Annotated in this window: 1 pseudogene; it reads right to left on the bottom strand. The window is 69.8% G+C overall.

From position 1 onward, the window contains the following. Positions 1-227: 227 nt before the first annotated feature. Positions 228-23,450: pseudogene (locus tag ACFWUP_RS07605) on the bottom strand (non-ribosomal peptide synthase/polyketide synthase); the annotation flags it as partial. Between the last annotated feature and the right edge of the window lie 330 nt (positions 23,451-23,780).

Genomic DNA, 23,780 nt, shown 5'->3' with positions numbered 1-23,780 from the left:
CTCACCGGAGAGCTGTGCTGGCATGGTTCCTCAACCTCTCGAAAACGGGAGCTGGCGACGCGCGAGTATGTCTCGTGGTGCAGACAGCTGGCACGACGGCCGGCTCCGCGATTCTATGCGCCCACCGCCCCCGCTCGTGCATCGGCCCTCGTCGCCGATGACCCGTGCGCACCGGCTTCGGTCCCGTCGAGGACCTGCGCGATGCGAGCCAGCGCGGCCTCGCTCGCCATCGCCCAGTGCGTGGCGGCGATGCCGTACCGGTGGACCGCGCCACCGACCACGCCTGCCCAACCGGCCGCGCCGCGCGATCCACTGGGGTCGTCGACGGTGGCGGCGAAGTAGTGCAGGTCGCCGTCGAAGCGGCGCGGACGGTAGTCGTCGACCATCGCCATCGAGGCCGTGGCGGCGTCGATGATGCGGGCGATGCGGGCGCGGTCGAGCCCGGCCAGTGGACCGCCGATACCCGCGGCTGCGGCGGCGAGACCGTCGGTGTCGAAGGCGAGGTCGTCACCGGCCAGGCCTCCTAGGAGGTCGCCGACGGTGGGCATCGGGGTCTGTTCGGGTCCGTCGCCGAGCCAGCTGTCCATCATCGCCAGCTGCGCCACCTGCTCGCCCTCGGCTTGCAGGCCGGTGGCGACGGCGTGGGCCAGCAGCCCACCCAGCGACCAGCCGAGCAGGTGGTACGGCCCTTCCGGTTGCACCTCGCGGATGGCCGCGATGTAGCGCTGCGCCCAGGCGTCGATGGTGGCGGGCAGCGGTTCGTCGGCGGTGAGGGCGGGCGACTGCAGGCCGTAGATCGGGCGCTGCGGGTCGAGGTGGCGGGTCAGGCCGGCGAACGACCAGGACACACCGCCCACCGGGTGGATGCAGAACAGTGGTGCGCCGGTGCCGCTCGCGCGCAGCGGCAGCAGGACCGCGAACGCGTCTTCGCTCGAATCGTCTTCGGCGCGTAGGCGTTCCACGACGACGGCGGGTGTGGGGTCGGTGAAGAACCACGCCACCGGCACCGTGGTCTGCAGCGCTTCGCCCAATCGCGAGGACAGCTGGACCGCGGTGAGCGAGTTGCCGCCGAGGTCGAAGAAGTTGTCGTCCATGCCGATTCGATCCAGGCCGAGCACCCGGGCGAACGCACCGGCGACGAGCTGCTCGGTCTCGGTGATCGGCGCCCGGTAGGTGGCCTGGCGAAGTTCCGGGCGCGGGAGGGCGTTGCGGTCGAGCTTGCCGGAAGTGTTGACCGGCAACGCATTCAGCTCGAGCACCACCGCGGGGACGAGGTAGCCGGGCAGCTCTGCGGCGAGTGCCGCCCGCAGCGCCGCCACCTCGATGCCACCGCCTTCGACACGCTCGAACTCCGCGTTGCGCGCGGCGACGACGTAGGCGACGAGGCGATCCGCGCCGGCCCCGGACACCACGGCGGCCGCGGCCTGCGCGACTCCCGGCTGCCGTCCGAGCGCGGCTTCCACTTCGCCTAGTTCGATGCGCTGACCGTTGAGCTTCACCTGCAGATCGGCACGACCGACGTATTCCAGTGCGGGAGTGTCCCTTCCGGCCAGCCGAACGAGGTCGCCGGTGCGATACATGCGCGAACCGGGCGCGCCGAGTGGATCCGGCACGAATCGTTCCGCAGTGCGGTCAGCCGACCCGATGTACCCGTGCGCGAGCTGCGCCCCGCCCACATACAGTTCGCCGGTCACGCCCGGCGGCACCGGCCGCAGCCGGGCATCGAGCACGTAGAGCCCGGTATTCCACACCGGCGCCCCGATCGGCACCGTGACGGTGTCGTCGTCGGTCACGACGTGGGTGCTCACCTGCACCGCGGTCTCGGTGGGCCCGTACAGGTTCACCACCTGCGCACCGGTCAGCGCTCGGGTCTGCTGCGCCAGCGCGGCGGGCAACGCCTCGCCACCCGCGAACACCCGCCGTAGCGACCCGTGCACGACGCCGTTGCGGGCCACAACAGCCGCACCTTCGACACCGTGGTGAGCGTTCTGTTCCGCGAATCCGGACTCGATTGCCAGGAGACGCTCCCGTTCACCGTCGCCGCGATCGGAGGGCGCCTGATGCAGGTGCGCGACATACGCCGCGAGCAGGGTCGGCGCGAATTGCACTGTGTCGATGCGGTGTTCGGCGATCAGCGCGGCCAGGTAGGCGGGATCGCCGTGCCCACCGGGTCGTGCGATGACCGTTCGCGCACCGACTCGCTGCGGTAGCAGCAGTTCCCAGATCGACGCGTCGAACGTAGTCGGTGTCTTGTGCAGCACGGTGTCACCGGCAGCGAACGCGAAACGCTGTGCGAGCCAGTCGAGTTGGTTGACGATCGCACGGTGCGGTACGCCGACACCCTTGGGCAAGCCGGTGGATCCGGACGTGAAGATCACGTACGCGGTGTGTTCCGGCAGCAGCGGCTGCAATCGCTCGGCATCGTGGATCGGTTCCGCCGAGTAGGCGGCGAGATCCACCCCATCGAGCGAAACCACATCGACCCCGGACACCGAGAGGTCGGTGGCATCGCGGCCGGTGGTGAGCACACAGACCGGCTGCGCGATCCGCAGGATCCGGCTGATCCGCTCGGCCGGATGATCCGGGTCGATCGGCACATAGGTACCACCGGCGGCCAGCACCGCGTACACGCCGACGAGCAGCTCGGCCGAACGCCGAACACCCACCGCCACCGCATCGTCCGGCCCGACACCGAGCTCGATCAGATGACGTGCGAGCCGGTTGACCCGTGCCGAGAACTCGGCGTAGGTAAGCGTGGTGCCGCCGTCGACGAGCGCGACGGCATCCGGTGTCGCGGCGGCCTGACGGTCGAACGCCGTCGGCAGAACACCTCCCGCGCCCGAATGCCCGGTGTCGCACCAACTGGCGAGCAGTCGGCGGTCGTCCTCGGTGAGTAGGTCGATATCGCCGACCGCACCGTCCGGGTTCGCCGTGACCGCATCCAGGACTCGCACGTAACCGTCGGCGATGCGGGCTGCGGTGTCGGCGTCGAACAGGTCGGTGGCGTAGGTCAGGCTCACCGCGCAGCCGCCGTCGGGGGTGTCGGCGAGGACCAGGTCGAGGTCGAACTTGGCGACGGCGGCGTCGGCTTCCAGGCCGGTGACGGTGAGGTCGGGCAGGACTACCTCGACCGGTGCGGCGACCAGGTTCTGGAAGGCCAGCATCACCTGGAACAGCGGGCTGTGCGCGGTGGAGCGGGTCGGGTCGAGCACGTCGACGAGGCGTTCGAACGGCACCTCCGCGTTCTCGAACGCGTCCAGGTCAACCCGCCTGGCCTCGCGGAGCAGTGCGGTGAACGAGTCACCGGTGTCGACGCCGGTTCGCAGCACCAGGGTGTTGACGAACATGCCGACGAGATCATCGAGGGCTTGCTCACCGCGCCCCGCCACCGGGGTGCCGATCGCGATGTCGGCGGCACCGCTCAGGCGCGCCAGCAGAGCGGCCAGCGCGGCATGGGCGACCATGAACTCACTGGCGTCGGCGCGACGCGCCAACTGACGCACCCGCTGCCAGACCTGCTGCGGCACAGTGGCTTCGACACCCGCACCCCGGTGCGAGGCGACTGCCGGACGCGGCCGATCGACAGGCAGCTCGAGCAGACCGGACATGCCATCCAGTTCGCCGCGCCAGAATCGTAGCTGCCGTGCGGCGACCGACTCGGCGTCGTCCTCGCTGCCGAGCACCGCCCGCTGCCACAGCGTGTAGTCGGCGTACTGCACTTCCAGTGGCGCCCAACCGGGTTCGGTTCCCGCGCGGCGCGCCAGGTAGGCGGCGGTGGTGTCGCGCAGCAGCGGCCCGGCGGAGAATCCGTCGGCGCTGATGTGATGGATCACCACCACCAGCACGACTTCGTCACTCGCACACCGCAACACGCGCGCCCGCACGGGCGGGGCGACAGTCACATCGAATCCGCGTCCGATCTCGGCTGCGACGATCGCCGGTACCGCGATCGGATCGACGGTCTCCACCACCGGCGTCGGCACGAACTCCCACACCGCCTGGTGCCCGATGCCGTCGACGGCCGGGTAGGCCGTGCGCAGCACTTCGTGCCGGTCGAGGACGTCGGTGACCGCGGCGGCGAGCGCGGCGGCGTCGACGTCGCCGGTGAGCCGCACCGCGATCGGGATGTTGTAGGCGGCGGAGTCGGGATCGAGCCGGTTGAGCAGCCACATGCGCTGCTGGGCGGCCGACAACGGAATCCTGGCTGGTCGCGGCCCCGCCGTCAGCGCGATCCCCGCACCGCTACCGACCCGCGCCGCGAGCACGGCGGCCAGATCGACCACGGTGGTCGCTTCGAACAGGGTTCGCACCGGCACCTTGGTCGACAGTGCCGCACCGAGTCGAGCCGCGACCCGCGTGGCGATGAGGGAGTTGCCGCCGAGTTCGAAGAAGTCGTCGTCGAGTCCGACCTGTTCACGCCCGAGCACGTCACCGAACACCTCGGCCACCGCCCGCTGCGCCGCACTGGTCGGCGCCCGGAACGGTTTCGCCACGAATTCCGGTGCGGGAAGGGCTTTTCGGTCTAGTTTTCCGGAGGTGTTGAGCGGGAACGCGTCGAGCACCACGATCACCGACGGCACCATGTACGACGGCAGCACCGACCCGACCGCCGACCGCAGGGCCGCCGGTTCCAGCTCGACGCCCGGAGTGGGCACCGCGTAGCCGACGAGGCGATCGCCGGTCGCACTCGCCGAGACCACCGCCGCCGCCTGACTGACCCCGTCGAGGCCCCGCAGCGCGGTCTCGATCTCGCCGAGTTCGATGCGCTGACCACGGAATTTCACTTGGAAGTCGATGCGGTCCAGGTAGACGAGCACGCCCTCACGAGTCCATTTCACCAGGTCACCGGTGCGGTACATGCGCCCGACATCGGGACCGGCGCCTGCCACCCCGGCCCGGATGTGGGCCACGTCGGGACCGGAGTCCGCGCCGACGAAGGGGTCGGCGACGAATCTGTCCGCCGTCAGGTCGGCGCGGCCGAGGTACCCGCGCGCGAGTTGATCACCGGCCAGGTACAGCTCACCGGCGACGCCAGGGGCGACCGGCCGCAACCGCTCGTCGAGCACGTACACGCGGGTATTCCATTCGGGCACACCGATGGGCACGGTCTGTCCGGTCGCGTCGTCGGCGGGCCACGCGGTCACCGACACGGCCGCTTCGGTCGGTCCGTACAGGTTGTGCACCGCCGCAGCGGATTTCGCCCGCAGCGCACCGACTGTTTCGGGTGTGAGCGCTTCACCGATCGCGAGGACCAGGCGCAGGCTCGTCAACTGCTCGGAGTCGGCGTGCGCGGCGAACATCGCCAGCATCGACGGCACGAAGTCGACGATGGTGATGTGCTGCGCGGCAACGAGTTCGGCGAGGTACAGCGGATCGCGGTGCCCGTCCGGTGTGGCGAGCATCAATGTCGCCCCGGCGGCGAGCGGAGCGAAGAACCCCCACACCGACAGGTCGAACCCGGCCGCCGACTTCTGCAGGTACACATCGCCGCCGCCCAGACCGTACTGCTCGATCAGCCACGCGATCTGATTGCGCACGCCGACATGGCTCATCGCCACACCCTTGGGCTTGCCGGTCGACCCCGACGTGAACAGCACGTAGGCGAGGTTCGAATCCCGCAGTGGTCCAAGGAGTTCGGACTCCGCTACCGGATTGCTCGAGTAGCGGGCAGTGTCGACCACATCGAGTACAACGACACTGGTCGGCGAGCCTGCCGCCGAAACACTCGGACCGTCGACTCCCGGCATCGGCGATTGCCGATCGTCGCCCAACAGCTGGACCGCCTCCGGTGCGCCACTTGCCACTGGTGGCCAGTCGAATTCGTCCCCGGCGGTGGTGAGGACCAGGTGCGGTCGCGCGGTGTCGAGGATCTGGGCGATGCGGTCGGTCGGGTGGTCCGGGTCGATCGGCACGTACACGCCGCCCGCCGTGAGCACCGCGTACATGGCGACCACGAGGTCGATGGAGCGCCGGATGGCAAGTGCCACCGGCACATCCGGTCCGACGCCTTCGCCGATCAGGTATCGGGCCAGACGGTTGACCTGGGCGTCCAGTTCCGCGTAGGTCAGCTCCGCGCCCTCGAAGACGAGCGCGGTCGCCTCGGGGCGAGCCAGGACCTGGGCGCGGAACGGCGTGAGCAGCGTTGCGGTGCTGTCGATCTCATGGTCGGTAGCGTTCCACTCGGCGAGAATGCGGGTCCGCTCCGCGGGTTCGAGCACGTCCACGCCATCGAGCGGCGTGTGCGGCGAGGCGGCTACAGCCTCGAGCAGCCGTTCCAGCCTGCCCGCGATGGCGACCGCGGTCTCGGTGTCGAACACGTCGTGGGCGTAGGTGAGGACGCCGGTGACGCCCGCGGCCACGCCGTCGGTGTACTCGTCGCTGACGATGAGGTGCAGGTCGAACTGCGACAGCTCGTTCTCGGTGTCCAGTCCCGACACCGTGATCCCGGGCAGCGCCAGTTCGGCTCGCTCGAAGTTCTGGAACGAGAACCCGACCTGGAACAGCGGGTGCCGGGCGGTGGAGCGGGTCGGATCGAGCACCTCGACGAGGCGTTCGAACGGCACCTCGGCGTTGGCGTAGACCGCGAGGTCGGTGGCGCGCTGCCGAAACAGCAACTGCTGGAACGACTCTCCCGCCCGCAGGCGAGTGCGGAAGACCAGCGTGTTGACGAACATGCCGATCAGGTCCTCGAGCGCGGCCTCCCCGCGCCCGGCGACCGGCGTGCCCACGGTGATGTCGGCACTGCCCGAGAGGCGACCGAGCAGCGTCGCGAACGCGGTATGCACGACCATGAACAGTGTGGCCCCGGATTCGCGGGCCAGCGCGGTGAGCCGGGCGTGGGTGTCCGCGTCCAGGGTGACCGGCACGGTCCCACCGGCGAGGGTGCGCACGGCAGGGCGCGGCCGATCCAGCGGCAACGCCAGCTCATCGGGCAGATCGGCGAGTTCGCCGCGCCAGAAGTCGAGCTGGCGGGCGGACAGGGAGTCGGGGTCGGCTTCGTCGCCGAGCACCGCACGCTGCCACAGCGCGTAGTCGGCGTACTGCACCGGCAGCGGCGTCCACTGCGGTGCCGCCCCATCGCGGCGGGCGAGGTAGGCCGTCATCAGGTCACGCACCAGCGGCGGCATCGACGAACCGTCGGCGCTGATGTGGTGCACGACCAGGGCGAGCACGGCCTCGTCGGCGGTGATCCGATACAGCACCACCTGCCACGGGACGCCTGCCGTCACATCGAAGGTGGTGGCGGCCAGCGCCGTCACCTCGGCCACGATCTGTGTCGCGTCGACATCGCGAACCTGCAGTGCCACACCGGCTTCGGCGGCAGTCAGGATTCGCTGGATCGGCCCCTCGGCTGTCTCAGGGTAGTAGGTGCGCAGTACTTCGTGCCGGTCGACGAGGTCGCCCACCGCCGCGGCGAGCGCGTCGAGGTCGAGCACACCGCTCAGACGCACCGCGATCGGCACGTTGTACCCAGCCGAATCCGGATCGAACCGGTTCAGGAACCACATGCGCTGCTGCGCGGGCGAGAGCGGAATCGAAGCGGGCCGCTCCCCCGCCACCAGCGCCAGGCGTGCGGTGCCTGCCTCGGCGTCGAGCGCGGCGGCCAACGCGGCCACCACCGGCGCCTCGAAGATCCGCGCCACCGGCACCTGCCTGCTCAATGCCGCCCCGAGTCGCGCGGCGACCCTGGTCGCGATCAGCGAGTTGCCGCCCAGATCGAAGAAGTCGTCATCGGCACCGACCGGTTCGACACCGAGCACCTCGGCGACCACGCCGGCTACCAGCTGCTCCGACGGCGTCGCCGGGGCCCGGAATTCGCGCGCGACCAGCTCCGGTGCGGGCAGAGCGCGCCGATCGAGCTTGCCGGAAGCATTCACCGGCAGCGCACCGAGCAGCACAAAGGCACTCGGCACCATGTAGGCCGGAAGCGCCTGTTGCAGAGCCGCTTTCATGCCATCGAGATCGAGCGACGGAACATCCGCTACGACGCCGTGGCGTCGGTCGCGGTCGACAGGACCAGCCGCGCCGTCATCTGCGGCGTCCGCGCCAGTCGCCGCGCGGCTCGCTTCCGCGGGGACCACGTAGGCGGTGAGGTAGTCGCCGGTGCCGTCGTCGCGGACGGTGACCACTGCGCGTTCGACGGCGTCGAGGCCGCCGAGCACCGCTTCGATTTCGCCGAGTTCGATGCGCAGGCCGCGCAGTTTCACCTGGAAGTCGGTGCGGCCCAGGTATTCCAGTTCGCCCGAGCGGGTGCGGACCACGAGGTCGCCGGTGCGGTACATGCGGTCGCCGGGGGCGCCGAGCGGGTTGGCGACGAAGCGGTCGGCGGACAGGTCGGGGCGGGCGAGGTACCCGCGCGCCAGTTGAACGCCGGCCAGGTACAGCTCACCCGGAGTGCCGACCGGGACGGGGCGCAGACGCGCGTCGAGCACGTGCAGGGCGGTGTTGGCGACCGGGGCACCGATCGGCACGGTGACCGTGTCGGCGTCGGTGACCTCGTGGAAGCTGACGTCGACAGCGGCCTCGGTGGGCCCGTACAGATTGTGCACGGCGACACCGGGAATCAGCGCGCGCAGGCGCTGAGCATCAGCGGCGGGCAGCGCCTCACCGGAGGCGAACACCTGACGCAGCGAAACACACTCGGCGGCAGCAGGTTCGGCGAGGAACGCGGCCAGCATCGACGGCACGAAGTGGGCAATACCCACACCCGTGCGAGTGATGACCTCGGCCAGGTACGCGGGGTCGCGTTGCCCGTCCGGGCGTGCGATCACCAGCGTGGCCCCGATCTGCAAGGGCCAGAACAGTTCCCACACCGACACGTCGAAGGTGATCGGCGTCTTCTGCAGGACGACGTCGGACGCATCGAGCCGGTAGGCGCCCTGCATCCAGACCAGGCGGTTGACGATCGCGGTGTGAGATACCGCGACCCCCTTGGGCTTACCGGTCGAACCCGACGTGAACAGTACGTACGCCAGGTCCGCGCCACGTAACGGCCGGATCCGCTCGGCATCGGTCACCGGGGCCGCAGCGAACCCGGACAGATCGAGCGTGGCGGGATCGACAACGCGCGTGACGCGCGCGTCATTGGGTGTGTGGGAAACGCCCGCGACCGGGTGGACGAGGTCCGGGGTGGACAGGTCGGGTCGGCCTGTGGATGCACCGGCTTCGGGGAAACCCGCGGCAGCCAGCACACAGACCGGTGTCGCGGTCGCCAGAACATCGGCGATCCGGTCGGCCGGGTGGTCAGGGTCCAGCGGCAGGTATGCGGCGCCCGCGGCTTGGACGGCGTAGATGGCGACCAGCAGGTCGATGCCGCGCCGCAGCCCGACACCGACGATCGCGCCGGGCCCGACCTGCTCGGCGATCAGCCACCGTGCCAGCCGGGCGACCCGAACAGCGAACTCGCCGTAAGTGATCCGCTGTCCCTCGAACTCGAGGGCATCCGCGTCGGGAGTACGCGCGGCCTGCGCGACGAACAGCGAGACCAGCGTCGCGTCGACGTCGAGCGGGGCGGCGGTGTCGTTCCAGGCCGCGAGCTGGGCGGTCTCGGCGGCATCGAGGAGGTCGATCTCACCGACCGCGACGCTGTCATCGGCGACAACAGCGCTCAGCACCCGCACGAACCGCGCGCCGAAGGCAGCCACCGTGTCGGCGTCGAACAGGTCGGTGGCGTAGCGCAACCACCCGCGCATCCCGGATTCCCCTGCGGTACCGACGGTCTCGTTGATCGCCAGGGACAGGTCGAACTGGGTTGTCGCCGCGGGCATGGCGAATTCGTCGATCCGCAGGCCGGGCAGTTCGATGACGGTGTCGTCGTGGTGTTCGAAGGCGAGCATCACCTGCACGATCGGCGAATACGCGGTGGAGCGTGCGGGATTCAGCTCGTCGACGAGCCGCTCGAACGGCAGATCCGCGTGCGCGAAGGCCCGCAGGTCGGCGGCCCGCACCTCGGCGAGCAGCTCGCCGAACCGGGCACCGGTATCGACGGCGGTCCGCAGCACGAGGGTGTTGACGAACATGCCGACCAGATCGTCGAGCGCGGCATCCGCCCGCCCGGCGACCGGCGTACCGACGAGAACATCCGCACCCGCACCCTGCCTGGACAGCAGCACCGCGAACGCCGCGTGCACCACCATGAACGTGGACACCCCGTGCCGACGGGCCAGGTCCTCGATCCCGGCGACCACCTCGGCGGGCACATCGAATCCGACAGCACCACCCGAACCCGTGCGCACAGCGGGCCGAGGCCGATCCGTCGCCAATTCGAGAACCGGTGCGACTCCGGCCAATTCGTCACGCCAGTGGCCCAGTTGCCGCGCCAGCCGCGACTCCGGGTCCGCGGCATCGCCGAGCACCGCGTGCTGCCACAGGGTGAAGTCCAGATACTGCACCGGCAACGGCTCCCACACCGGAGCGATCCCCGCAGCGCGCGCGGCATAGGCAGCGATCAGGTCACGCGCCAGCGGTGTCGTGGACACACCGTCGGCCGCGATGTGATGCACCGCGAGCACCAGCACATGCTCTGTCTCGTCCGAACCTGTGACATCCGCACCAGTGCCGACTGTGGCAACGATCTTCCCCGCCACAGCGTCGCCGACTTCGTCCCCGGTCACCGGGTCTGTTGCCGCGACAACGCGACGTGCGAACAGGTCAGCCGCAACAGAGACATCATCGGTCACCGCGAGACCGGTTCCGAGCTCGTCGGACCGGCGTACAGGTTCGACCCGCTCCACGCGGCGCAGCAGGGCGGCCCGCAGCGGGGGCTGAGTGGTCAGGTCGTAGCCCTCACCGATGAGGGTGCGCACGGCGTCGGCCAGCTCGGCCTCGGCTACTTCGCGCACGACCGTGGCGGGCAACACGGCGTCGACCGGCAGGACCACCTGGGTCGGGCCGTCGGCGTCCTCGGGGAAGACGGTGCGCAGCGATTCGTGCCGGTCGAGGACGTCGGCGAGCGCGGCCCACAGCGCATCGGTGTCGAGGTCGCCGGTCAGGCGCAAGGCGATGGGCAGGGTGTAGACGGCGGAATCGGGGTCGATCCGGTTCAGCAACCACAGGCGAGTCTGGGCCAGCGACAACGGGATTCGATCCGGACGCGGACGCACCACGGTCAGCGCGGGCAGCTGTTCGCCCTTGGCCCCCGCACGTTCGGCGAGTCCCGCGACGGTCGGAGCGTCGAACACATCGCGCACGTCCAGCGCACTGCCGAGGGCCGCGTTGGCGCGCGCGACCAGCCGCATCGCGAGCAGCGAATTGCCGCCCACGGCGAAGAAGTCGTCGTCGGCACCGACGCGCGCCACCCCGAGCAATTCGCTGATCACCCCTGCGAGCGCGGTCTGCGCACCCGGTCGCGGCGCCACGTACGCGGTGGTGGCGGACAGATCGGCGGCGGGCAGCGCGGCCCGGTCGAGCTTGCCCGCGGAGTTGAGCGGCACGGTGTCGAGCACCACCAGGTGTGCGGGCACCATGTACGCGGGCACCCGACCCGCGACATGCGCACGCACCGCCGTGCTGTCGACCTCGCCCGCGACGTAGCCGACGAGACACTGTCGACCGGCATCGTCGGTGGCGGGCAGCACGGTCGCGTGGGTGACCCCGGGTGCGTCACCGAGGGCGGCCTCGATCTCACCCAGCTCGATCCGAAGTCCACGAATCTTCACCTGGAAGTCGTTGCGGCCCAGGTACACCAGCGCGCCCGTGCGATCGCGACGGACGAGGTCACCCGTGCGGTACATGCGCGCACCCTCGGCCCCGAACGGATCGGCGACGAAACGGTCGGCGGTCAGGTCGGGCTTGCCGAGGTAGCCGCGAGCCAACTGGTCGCCCGCGAGATACAGCTCGCCCGCGACACCGCCGGGCACCGGGTGCAGGCGCTCGTCGAGCACGTAGGCGCGCACGTTCCAGGTGGGCCTGCCGATGGGCAGCTCGGTCTGCTCGACCGGCGCCGTGATCTGCTGGAAGGTGCTGGTGATCGCCACTTCGGTCGGGCCGTACGTGTTGTGCAGCTCGCAAGCAACACTGGCGAGCACGGTGGCCGCCAGCGGGGCGGGCAGTTCCTCGCCGCCCACGTGCAGCATCCGCAGCCCGCTCAGCGCGTCGCCGAGCCCCTCGGCCAGCATCGCGGCCAGCACCGACGGCACGATCTCCATGATGGTGATGCCCTGCTCGCGCACCACGCGCGCCTGATATTCCAGGTCGAGGTGACCCCCGGGCCGCAGCAGCACCAGCGGGGCGCCGAGAAGGGCGGGTGCGAGGAGTTCCCAGAGCGAGACGTCGAAGGTCAGCGGCGCGCGCTGCAGGAACCGATCCGCCGCGCTCATCGCGTATTCGCCACGCAGCCAGCAGAGTTCGTTGACCACGGCGCGATGCGAGATCAGCACACCCTTCGGCGTACCGGTGGAGCCGGACGTGAACAGCACATACGCCGGGTGCTCCGGGTGCAGCGGCGCGAGGCGTTCGGCGTCGGTGAGCGGTGCGCCTGACACCGCGCCCTCGAGCTCGGCGACGGTCAGCACCGCGAACCCCGAGCGGGAAGCAGCCGCGAAATGCACTGACGCCGTGGCGGATCGGATGCCGCTGTCCACATGGTCGAGGTCGCCGGCGGACGCGACGACGACGAGTCGCGGCGCGGCCGTCGCCAGCACATGCCCGATGCGGTCGGCGGGCTGAGCCGGATCGATCGGCACGTACACCCCGCCGGCGGCGAGCACGCCGTGCAACACCACCAGCAGTTCGATACTGCGCGGAACAGCAACGGCCACCGCTGTTTCCGGGCCCACACCGCAGTCGATCAACCTGCGCGCGAGCCGGTTGGCTCGGGCGGCGAGCGCACCGTAGGTGATCTCGGCGCCTTCGAAAATCGCCGCCACGGCGTGCGGGTCGCGGGCGGCCGCGGCATCGAGCAGGTGCGCGGCGAGCGGGGCACGCACGCCCAGTTCGGCCAGCTCAGCATCGAGGGGCACGACGTCACCGTGGTGGCTCGCGAGGATCTCGGCACGGTCGGTGTCGGCGAGCAACGCGAGATCGCCCACGGCGGTGCCTGGTTCGGCAACGGCGCCCTGTAGCACCCGCTCGAGCATGCCGACCATGGTCGTGACGGTGTCGGCGTCGAAAAGGTCGATGGCGTAGCGCAGTTCGAGGTCGAGACCGTCGGGTGAGCCGTCGGGCGCGAAACGGTCGACGAAGGTGAAGTCCAGATCCACCTCGATCGGCGCATCCGGCAGCGTCAGCCCCGACAGTGTGAGGCCGGGCAGTTCGAACGCGGTCCTGCGCTGGTTCTGCAATGCGAGGGAGATCTGATACAGCGGCGAATACCCCTGCGAGCGCTCGGGATTCAGCGCGTCGACGAGGCTTTCGAACGGCACGTCGGCGTTGTCGAACGCATCGAGATCACCCGCGCGGACCTCGTCGAGCAGGTCGGCGAAGCGGGCATCGGTCTCGACCCGCGCACGCAGCACGAGGGTGTTGACGAACATGCCGACGATGTCGTCGAGCTCGCGATGACCGCGGCCGGCGACCGGTGTGCCGACGACGATGTCGGAACCGGCCGAGAGGCGGGCCAGCAGCACCGAAAGCCCGGCGTGCAAAACCATGAACGGACTCGCCCGGTGTGCGCGGGCCAGCTCCTCGATCCCGCGATGCAGGTCCGCGCCGAGGGTGGTGGTGAGGGTCGCGCCCCGGTTGGAGGCGATCAGCGGCCTGCGCCGGTCGGCGGGCAGGGTCAGGACATCGGGCAAACCCGCGAGCCGGTCGGTCCAGTAGCCGAGCTGACGGGCCAGCGGCGCGTCCGGGTCGTCGACACTGCCGAGCCCCTCGGTCTGCCACAGCGCGTAATCGGCGTAGTGCACGGCCAGCGCGGGCAACTGTGGTTGCGCGCCCGCGGTGCGAGCCGCGTAGGCGGTGACGAGGTCGCGGGTCAGCGGACCCATCGACCACCCGTCCGCCGCGATGTGATGCACCACGAGCACCAGCACGTGCTCGGTCGCCGTGACCCGCAGCAGGGCGGCGCGCACCGGCACCTCGGTCGTGATGTCGAAACCACCGGCGAGGACCTCGACCACCGCGGCGGGCACGTCCTCGGCCGCGACATCGACCACGGCGAGGTCGGGCACGAACGCCGCGCCGACGAGTTGTGTTGCCTGACCGTCGAATTCGGGATAGGTCGTGCGTAGCGTCTCGTGCCGAGCGATCAGATCACCCAGCGCCCCACGCAGCGCGGCGGTATCGAGCTCGCCACTGAGCCGGATCGCGACCGGAATGTGGTACGCGGCCGAGTCCGGATCGAAGCGATGCAGGAACCACATCCGCTGCTGCGCGGGCGAGAGCGGAATCCGTTGCGGCCGTTGACCTGCCACGGGTCCACGCCTGCTGCCGGTGCCGCGCAGGGCGTCCAGCCGCACGGCGAGGCCGTCGACGGTACTCGCCTCGAACAGTTCCCGCACCGGCACCCGAGCATCCAGGGCCGCACCGAGCCGCGCCGCCACCTGAGTGGCCAGCAGGGAGTTGCCGCCGAGTGCGAAGAAGTCGTCACCGGCACCGACCCGGTCGAGGTCGAGCACCCCCGCGAAGGTCGCGGCGACGATCCGCTCGGTGGCGGTGGCCGGCTCGCGGTATTCGCGCTGCTGCGATTGTGGCGCGGGCAGTGCCCGGCGATCGAGCTTGCCGGAAGCGTTGACGGGCAACTCGTCGAGGAAGACGTAGGCGCCCGGAATCATGTAGGAGGGCAACACGGCGGCGATCGCGGCGTCGAGATCGGCGGGTTCCAGAACTTCTCCGGCGACATAGGCGACCAGCTGGTCGGGCCGGCCTTCGTCGGAGCGGACCAGGACGGCGACCCGGCTGACACCGGGAACCGAGGCGATGGCGGCTTCGATTTCGGCCGGTTCGATGCGCAAGCCGCGCAGTTTCACCTGGAAGTCGGTGCGGCCCAGGTAATGGAGTGCGGGGCCGGCGGCGCCGGTGCGCCAGGCGACCAGGTCGCCGGTGCGGTAGAGGCGTTCGCCGGTGCCGAAGGGGTCGGCGACGAACCGTTCGGCCGTGAGGTCGGCGCGGCCGTGGTAGCCGTCGGCGAGCTGGGCGCCCGCGACATAGAGCTCGCCCGGGACACCCGCGGGCACCGGGTGCAGGCGCGAATCCAGCACGTACACACGGGTTCCGGCGACCGGAGCGCCGATCGGCACCGCCGCGCCCTGTTCGTCGCGCACTTCATGGGTGGTGACCTGGATGGCGGTCTCGGTGGGCCCGTACAGGTTCACCACGGTCGCGCCGGTGCTTTCGCGCACCCGCAGCGCCAGGTCTGTCGTCAGCGCTTCGCCACCCGCGAACACCAATCGCAACGAATCCGCGTGCGCCGAAACAGGTTCTGCCACCACGGCGGCGAGCACCGACGGCACGTACTGGACCACGCTCACCCGATGGCGCGCAGTGGCCGCCGCCAGGTAGGCCGGATCGCGATGCCCATCAGCGGTGGCGAGCACAAGTCGCGCACCGACCTGCAAGGGCCACAACAGTTCCCACACCGAAGCGTCGAAGGTGAACGGCGTCTTCTGCAGCACCACATCGTCGACACCGAGCGGGTATTCCCGCTGCAGCCAACGCAATTGGTGCACCACAGCCTTGTGCGGCACCGCCACACCCTTAGGCCTGCCGGTGGAACCCGACGTGAACAGCACGTAGGCGAGATGCTCCGGACGCAGCGGAACCACCCGCTCGTAGTCGGTGATCGGCTCGCCGGACAGGGCCGACAGGTCGAGCGCATCGACGTCCAGCACCGACTCCCCCACCGCCACACCACTTCCGGCAACAGTCAGAACACAGACCGGTGCCGTCTGGGCGAGCACGTCGGCCGTCCGCTCGACCGGATGATCGGGATCCACCGGCACATACGCCGCACCAGCGGCCAGCACCGCGTGCACCGCGACCAACTGCTCCACACCACGACGCATCGCCACCGCGACCAGCGAACCCGGCCCCGCTCCGAGCCCGATCAGATGCCGGGCCAGTCGCGCGACCCGCCCGCTGAATTCCGCGTACGAAAGCTCCACCACCGCAGGGGAATCCCCGGCGCCACGCGTAGCCGCACCCCCGGTGCGGTGCGCGGCGATCGCATCGACCGCGGCGTATTCGAGCCTGGAAATCGCGCTCGAGGACACCACGGCAGCCGGAGAAGTCGGCACGTCGCCGGTGGCAGGGTCCGCATCAACCACCACGGCGATCGCGTGGGGCGTAGCGGCAGCTTGTGCGGCGCAAAGCGCGGCGAGAGTCGCGGTGCGGTCCGACTCGGTCGCGGTGTCGTTCCACGTCGTCAGGAGTTCGGTCTGCTCGGCCGGATCGAGGATTCCGATGTCACCGACGGGTCGGGTCGGGTCGGCGAGGACGGCCGTGAACAGGCGGTGCAGGCGGGTGGCGAAACCGGCGACAGTGGCGGCTTCGAACAGGTCGGTGGCGTACAGGAACGCGCCGGAAATGCCGGCGGGAGTGCCGCTTTCGTCGCGGTGTTCGGTGAGGGTGAGTTCGAGGTCGAACTTGGCGACACCGGTGGCCAGGTCGAATCCGGCGACAGTGAGGCCGGGGAGGGCGAGTTCGCTCGGGGTGTCCTCGTTGAGCGACAGCATCACCTGGAACAGCGGGTTGCGGGCGGTGGAGCGCACCGGGTCCAGGATCTCGACCAGCCGCTCGAACGGCACGTCCGCATGACCGAAGGCAGCGAGATCGGTGTCGCGAACCCGGGCGATCAGCTCGGTGAACGGCATCGCGGGCGCTACCTCGGTGCGCAGGACCAAGGTGTTGACGAACATGCCGACCAGATCGTCGAGCGCGCGTTCACCACGCCCCGACACCGGGGTGCCGATCGCGATGTCGGTGGTCGCCGACAACCGCGCCAACAGCACCGCGAAAACCGCGTGCGCGGCCATGAACACCGTAATACCCTGCGCGCGAGCGAATTCCGTCAGCGCCCGATGGGTGTCGGCGTCGATCTCGATGCCGTGCATCCCACCGCGCCGGGAAGCGACCGCCGGGCGGGTCCGGTCGGCGGGCAGTTCCAACTGCTCCGGGATCCCGGTCAGCGCGTCACGCCAGAACGAGAGCTGCTTCACTACAACCGATTCCGGATCGGCCACATCGCCGAGCACCGCGTGCTGCCAGACGGCGTAGTCGGCGTACTGCACGGCCAACGGCGTCCAACTCGGGACTTCACCGACGGCTCGCGCGCTGTAGGCCGTGAGCACGTCCCGGATCAACGGACCGAACGAGAACCCATCGGCCGCAACGTGGTGCAACACGATGACCAACACATACTCGGCGTCGCCTCGCACGGTGGCACTCGCACGCACCACTTCCGATTCGCGTTCGGCGTGGCGCGAACCGACAGACTTCGCCAGGTCCGCCGAGTCGAGGGCGCCACCCGAGGCCCGAACCGGCGAGCCGACTCGATCTGCCTCCGCAAGAATGTGAGCGGGAGCCACAGATACCGAATCATTGTCCAGCGCTTCACCCTTCGGGGACACGCGGAGCAATGTCGCGCGGATGGGGGCATCCAGCGTGAGGTCGAAGCCGATCGACGCGAAGGTGCGCACGGCGTCGGACAGGTCGGCCGCGGCCACGATCTGGGGGTGCACCTCGGGCAGCAATCCGGTGGCCGGAAGGATCTCGGCGATGGCGTTGCCGTCTAGTTCCGGGTAGCGGGTGCGCAGCACCTCGTGCCGGTCCAGCACGTCGACGATCGCCGCCTGCAGTGCGGCGATGTCGAGGGTGCCGGTGAGGCGGACCGCCAGGGGGATGTTGTCGGTGGCCGAGCCTGGATCGAAGCGGTTGAGGAACCACATGCGCTGCTGCGCGGGTGAGAGCGGAATGGGATCGGGGCGGTTTCCCGCCACCAGCGCGGGGCCGGTGCCGGTGCCGCGCAGACGATCGGCGGCCGCGGCCAGCGTCAGCACCGTGGAGGTGTCGAAGAGCTGGCGGACGGGGATGCGGATGTCGAGATCGGTGCCGATGCGCGCCATCAACCTGGTGGCGAGCAGGGAGTTGCCGCCCAGGTCGAAGAAGTCGTCGTCACGGCCGACCCGGTCGAGTCCGAGAACCTCGGCGAAGGCGGCGGCCACGACCTGCTCGGCAGCCGTTTCCGGCGCCCGGTAGGCGGCGGCTTCGAAGACGGGCGCGGGCAATGCGGCGCGGTCGAGCTTGCCGACCGGGGTCAGCGGCACCGCGTCGAGGGCGACGATCGCCGACGGCACCATGTGCGCGGGCAGGTGTGCGGCGGTGTGCGCGACGAGTGTCGCGGTATCGACCGTGGCACCGGCGACCGGCACGACATACGACACCAGCAGCGTGGCGCCCGCCTCGGTGCGATGACCGATGGTGGCCGCGAAGTCGACGGTGTCGTGCCGGGCGAGGACCGCGTCGATCTCCCCCAGCTCGATCCGGAAGCCGCGCACCTTCACCTGGAAGTCGTTGCGGCCCAGGTATTCCAGATCGAACGAGCCGTCGCGCTGAACCCAGCGCACGGTGTCACCTGTGCGGTACATCCGCTCGCCGGGCTCGCCGAAGGGATTGGTGACGAACCGTCCGGCGGTCAGCGCGGGCCTGCGGTGGTAGCCGAGCGCGAGCTGCGGGCCGGCGATGTACAGCTCACCGACGACACCGGCGGGCACCGGCTGCAACCGCTCGTCGAGCACCAGTTCGGTGGTGCCCTCGACGGGCGCGCCGAGCGTGACAGGCGTTGTGGCACTGAGCGGTTCGCTGATATTGGTGACGATGGTCGCCTCGGTCGGCCCGTACCCGTTGCGGAAGATCAGCCCCGGAATCGCGGCGGTCCACCGCGCGACCAGCTCTGCCGGGCACGCCTCACCGCCGACAACGACCACCCGTAGCGCATCCAGGCCCTCCGGGTTCACCGTCGCCAGCGCCGACGGCGTGATGATCACATGGGTCACCCGCTCGACCCGCAACAACTCCCCCAGCTCCGCCCCACCGAACACCCCCACGGGCGCGACAACCATCGTCGCCCCCTCGGTCACGGTGAGCAGCAACTCGGCCACGGAGATATCGAACGACGGCGACGCCACATGCAGCACCCGCGCATCCGCCGACGCCAGATACCGCCCCGCCTGCACCGGCAGATACGCCGCGACCGCACCCTGCCCAATCACCACACCCTTCGGCAGACCGGTGGTGCCGGACGTGTAGATGACGTACGCGGGATCCAACGGATCCACCGCCCGCCTTCCAACCGCACCACCCGCCGTGGCGCCATCCGCCACGCTGCCGCCGGCCGTGATACCGCCTGCGGTGTCCGCCCGCGAGGCCCCGACCGAAGTGCTTTTCGCAGCACTCCCGAAAATGTTCACATCGTGCACATTTTCGGCACCGTTCGAAAAAACATGTCCTCCCGCAGAGACCACGACGCCGTCGCCACCATCGGCGAGCGATGCTGCGCCTGCAGCAGATGTCACGCGGTCGAGCACCAGCCAGTTCACTGTGGCCGGCAGGTCCGCCGGCACCGCGTCGACGGTGATGCCGACGGCCGCACCGGAATCGGCGAGCATGTGGGCGATGCGGTCAGCGGGGTAGGTCGGGTCGACCGGGAGAAAACCCGCTCCGGACTTCACGACGGCCCAGATGGCGGTGACCGAGTCCGCTGAGCGCGGGATGCTCACGGCGACAAGGTCTCCCGCGCCGATGCCGAGGTCGACCAGGCGGGCGGCCAGGAGGGTGGCGGCGGTGTCGAGTTCGCCGTAGGTGAGGGTGCGGGCGCCGTCGCGGATCGCGATCGCGCCGGGGTCGGCGGCGGCGCGGGCCAGTACTTCCGGCAGCAGCGGAGCGGGGGTCGACGGGCCACCGGTGCGGGTGGTCAGGTCGGCGAGTTCGGTGTCGATCAGCAGGGGCAGATCGGCAACCGGTGTCTGCGGGGCGGCGGCGATCGCGGTGAGCAGGCCGGTGAAGCGCGATACCATGTTCGCGACCGTCGGCTCGTCGAACAGATCTGTGGCGTAGGAGAACTCGCCGGACAGACCGCCGGCGGAATCACGCACCGTCACCGAGAGATCGAACTTCTCGATGTCGTAGGGCAGGTCGACGGCGGCGGCACGCAGACCGGGAAGTTCGAAGCTCGTCGGCGGCAGGTTCTGCAGCGACAGCGCCACCTGGAACAGCGGATGACGACCGACCGAACGCGGCGGCGCGAGTACCTCCACGAGACGCTCGAACGGCAGGGTGGTGTGGTCGAAGGCGGCCAGGTCCCCGGTCCGAACGCGGCCGAGCAGCTCGGCGAACGGTTCGGCGCCACGCACCCGGGTGCGCAGCACGGCGGTGTTGACGAACATGCCGATGACGTCGTCGAGTTCGGCGGCTCCACGCCCGGCGACCGGCGTGCCGATCGCCACATCGGCATTGCCCGACAGGCGAGCGATCAGCGCCGACAGCGCCGCGTGCAGCACCATGAACAGCGTCGCACCTTGCTCTGCGGCAACAGCATTCAGCGCCGCGACCACGTCGGCATCGAGCTCGAACGAGACCCGGCGACCCCGCATCGACGCCGTGGCGGGGCGCGGCCGGTCGGTCGGCAAGCTGGACTCGTCCGGCAGTCCGGCCAGCGAGTCACGCCAGAACGCGATCTCCCGCCCGGCCTGCGAATCGGCATCGTCCTCCGCGCCGAGGATCGCACGCTGCCACAGGGTGTAATCGGCGTACTGCACTGGCAACGGATTCCACTGCGGCGCAGCACCTTCGGTCCGCGCGCAATAGGCGGCCATCGTGTCGCGCACCAGCGGTCCGGCCGACCAACCATCGGAGGCGATGTGGTGCACCACCAGCACCAAGACGTGATCACCGTCGACCTCGAACAGCCTCGCCCGCACCGGCGGCGCAACGGTGACATCGAATCCGTGCAGGATCACCCGGGCCAAGACATCCGGAAGCTCCTGCGCGCCAACGCTGATCGGGTCGAGCAGCATCGACACGGCCGACGGAATCGAACCGCCGGCACCATGGTCCCGCTGACTCACATCAGCAGTGCCGCTCCCCACCCTCGCACCCGCATGAGGGCCATCAGCGCCAACAGCGACGCTGACCGACCTGTCGACGCCATCAGCACCAACGCCGACAACCGCCGAGTTCGATTCGGCGACAAGCATTTCGAGCGCGGCGACTGGCGTGAGCACCCGCTGCGTCCCCACCCCGTCGACCTCGGGATACACCGTCCGCAACACCTCGTGCCGCGCGATCAGGTCCCCGACCGCCGCCCGCAGAGCATCCAGATCCAAGACCCCGGATAACCGCACCGCGATCGGAATGTTGTACGCCCCGGTTTCCGGATCGAACCGGTTCAGGAACCACATCCGCTGCTGCGCAGGCGACAACGGCAACACCGCAGGACGCGGACCCGCGACCAGCGCGGGCCGATCATCGACCGCCCCACCCTCGATCAGCTTCGCCAGCACAGCCACGGTCGGACTGTCGAAGAAGTCGCGAACATCCACCCGCACACCGAAATTCGCCTGCAACCGGCCGATCGCACGGGTGGCGATCAGTGAATTGCCACCGAGGCGGAAGAAGTCGTCGTCCAACCCGACGGTCTCCACGTCGAGCAGCTCGGCGAACAGCGCGGCGACGGAACGTTCGGTCGCCGTACGCGGCTCGCGGAACTCGGCAGCCGCGACCCGGAAATCGGGCTGCGGCAACGCTTTACGATCCAGCTTGCCACTGGCGTTGATCGGCATCGCGTCCAGCTGCACCAGCAGCGACGGCACCATGTACTCCGGCATCGACGCCTTGGCATGCGCGACGAGCTCCGCCTCGTCGAGCACCGCACCGTCGACGCTCACCACATAGCCGACCAGCGCCTCACCAGCGGCATGCCGATGCAGCACCACCGCCGCGTTGCCGACCCGAGGATGCGCGGCCAGCACAGCCTCGATCTCGCCCAGCTCGATCCGCAGGCCGCGCAGCTTCACCTGAAAGTCGGTGCGCCCCAGGTATTCCAGCTCGCCGCGCACCGAACGCACCAGGTCACCGGTGCGATACATCCGCTCACCGGCCACCCCGTACGGGTTCGCGACGAACCGGTCCGCCGTCAGACCCGGCCGCGCCACATACCCGCGCGCCAACTGCACACCCGACAGATACAGCTCACCCACCACCCCGACGGGCACCCGGTCGAGGTTCTCGTCGAGGACCAGCAGCCCGGTGTCGTCGGCCGGACCGCCGATCGGCACCGACACCTCGTCGGCGGCGCTCACCTCGTGCGCGGTGACATCGACCGCCGCCTCGGTCGGCCCGTACAGGTTGTGCAGCGCGGTCGACGACAGGGCGCGCAGCCGTGCGGCGGTAGCGGCGGGCAGCGCCTCACCGGAGGCGAACACCATCCGCAACGACGACAGATCCGCCTCGGAGCTCACGTCACCGACGAACGCGGCCAGCATCGACGGCACGAAGTGCGTCACCGTCGCCCGGTGCTCGGCGATCAACGCCGCCAGATACGCGGGATCACCGTGTCGACCGGGTTCGGCGACAACCAGTCGCGCACCGACCTGCAAGGGCCAGAACAGCTCCCACACCGACACGTCGAAGGTGAACGGCGTCTTCTGCAACACCACATCGGCATCGGTCATGCCGTAGCAGCGCTGCCGCCAGTCCAGGTTCGCCACGATCGCCCCGTGGGTCACCGCCACGCCCTTCGGCCGACCCGTCGACCCGGAGGTGAAGATGACGTAGGCCGTATTGTCGGCCCGCGCCCCGGACGCCACCTCGCCGGGCACCGCGTCCCAGTCGATGTCGTCGGTGCGCAGTACCGGCGCACCGTTCAGATCCGGCTCATCGCAAGTACGCGTCACGACCACGACCGGCCGCGCCACCTCGAGCACATAGTGCAACCGGTCCACCGGATGATCGGGGTCCAGGGGCACATACGCACCTCCGGCCCGCACGATCGCGTGCACCGCGACGATCAACTCGACACTGCGCCGCAGCGCGAGCCCGACCAGCGACTCCGGCCCCACACCGAGCTCGACCAGCCGCCCGGCGAGCACCCGCACCCTGGCATCGAATTCCGTATAGGTCAGCGTCTGCGCACCGAACTGCACCGCGACAGCGTCGGGGGTCCGCGCCAACTGCTCGGCGAACCGGTCGACAAGCGTCGAACCGACAACCGCCGCCTCGACCCCGAGCACTGCCATCGCATCCACACCCAGCGATTCCAACAGCACACCGAAGGTCCCCTCGGCCGCGTCGACCACCCCGGGGAACAGCTCGGCGAGCACGACCTGCACCAGCGTCTCCGCGTCCAACGCCCCGCCGGTGAGCTCGGCCATCGTCACGAGCTGCGCATCGAGCTCGCCGTAGGACACCGCGCTACCGTCGAACTCGACCGCGATCCGCCCCGGATCGATCGCCGCGACCGTCGCCACCAGCGCTGCCAGCTGTTCTGTTTCCGCGCGCGCCGGAGTGGGGTTGGTCATCGCAACACTGCCTTCCATTACCGGCCGCGGGTAACGCCACGCGGCCGCACAAACACTCGGAACTCCCCGGCCCAACCGGGGGGACGGGATCGGCGCGAGGGTGGCCAACCTCGGGCACCCTGCCCGAAATCCACCCGCTCACACCGGATTCAGTGCGATCGGCTATGACACGATCGCGGCCATCCGGCTCGCCGCCATGCAACCAGCAATGACTCGGCTATCTCCCGACCTCCATCATCGACCCCGACACCAGAACGCGTCCGCAGACGATGAGAAGCGTATTCGTTTCGGTAATAAACCGGACCAGTTTCCGTCAAAATATCGATACCG

This window comes from Nocardia sp. NPDC058658 (genome assembly GCF_042716665.1).
GTDB lineage: Bacteria > Actinomycetota > Actinomycetes > Mycobacteriales > Mycobacteriaceae > Nocardia.
Note: the sequence above shows the minus strand (reverse complement) of the source record. Positions and strands in the feature narration are given on the sequence as shown.